The 1176-nt window shown below is 67.7% G+C and carries 1 protein-coding gene and 1 pseudogene; both read right to left on the bottom strand.

Annotated elements, in window-relative coordinates:
• Positions 1–322, bottom strand: a 322-nt coding sequence (locus RISW2_RS22905) for a hypothetical protein (protein WP_043775773.1), incomplete at its 3' end; no start/stop codon positions are given.
• A 12-nt stretch (positions 323–334) separates the two neighbouring features.
• A pseudogene (locus RISW2_RS25205) lies at positions 335–1176 on the bottom strand (hypothetical protein); the annotation flags it as partial.

The following is a 1176-nucleotide window of genomic DNA, read 5'->3' as shown; positions in this document are numbered from 1 at the left end:
ATGCGGGGTCCTCCTCGGGCGCGGCGTCGTAGGGCGGCAGGGTCACCGGCCCGTCGGCGGTCAGGGTGACGGGATCAGGAAAGCGCGTGGCCTCGGGCGCGTCCGGCCCGTGCGGCAGGATCAGCGGCACGGTCAGCGTGCCGTCGGCGGCGCGCTCGACGTCGCCGGCGATCCAACGGCAGTCGATGGCGGCGCGGGGAAGCGTGGCGCCTTCCGGCAGCGGGCCGAAGTCCAGGACCTGGCCGTTGACGGTCAGCACGTCGCCCGCGCGCGACAGCGCGAGGGGTTCGTCCCGGCGCGCCGGGGAAAGGATCAGGTGCATGTTGGGGATTCCTTAGAAATAGCGGCCGATAGCCATGAGTCTGCCAGTTGAGCCCTGGCGATTGCCGCTTTGGTCGTAAGTGGAAAACGAGAGGCTCGTCAGGCCGATGCCATCAATGACGCCAGAGCGCGGTGACCCGGATTGAGGCGTGACCGACGCGGAATCGACCTCGACAAACGCTGCTGGAAAAGTCCAAGGGGTCGATCCGGAAGCGGAAGCCAGCAGGAATTGCGTGCAGAACTGCGTCCCGTCGCTGAAGCGTATATACTCACCGTTCGAGTTGCTGCCACGCTCGACACCAATATCGTACCAATTGATCGGCCCCGTCGCATCGTTCCCTGTCTGATGGCCGACCCAGATTCTCGCCGACGTCGGACTGGAGGCGTCGCGCATGCAGATGAATTGCCGGCGGTCATCGAAGCCTCGCATCACGATCAGGGTGTATCGGAATGCTTGCGTATCCGGACCGCCGGGCGTTGCGGAACCGACGAAGGTGTAAAACCCGGTCTCGAGGTTCCGCTGGTTGAGCGGCGTCGAGCCGCTGATCACGGCCACCTGGCCCCCGAGTCCAAACGCTCGCGTAAGGAGGGCGCGCCCAGACGTCGCGTCCAGAATGGACGATTGCACAGCAGACCCTGTGAGCGGCACGTCCACCTGCAGCGCCGCCGCGCTCAGGAGCGCGCGCTGCGCGCCACCTGCGGAGAACCGCAGCTGGTTGCCCCCCGGGAACGACAGGCCGGTGTCCGGGTCCCCTGCCCCCGCGATCGCCGGCGCTCCCGCGGTGCCCGCCGGGAAGCGGCCGGAGAGGACGCCGTCGACGTAGCCCTGGATCAGCGAGAGGAGCGCCTGGGCGT

The sequence above is a fragment of the Roseivivax isoporae LMG 25204 genome, from assembly GCF_000521865.1.
GTDB classification, from domain to species: Bacteria; Pseudomonadota; Alphaproteobacteria; order Rhodobacterales; family Rhodobacteraceae; genus Roseivivax; species Roseivivax isoporae.
This window is presented reverse-complemented; position numbering and strand designations above follow the sequence as displayed.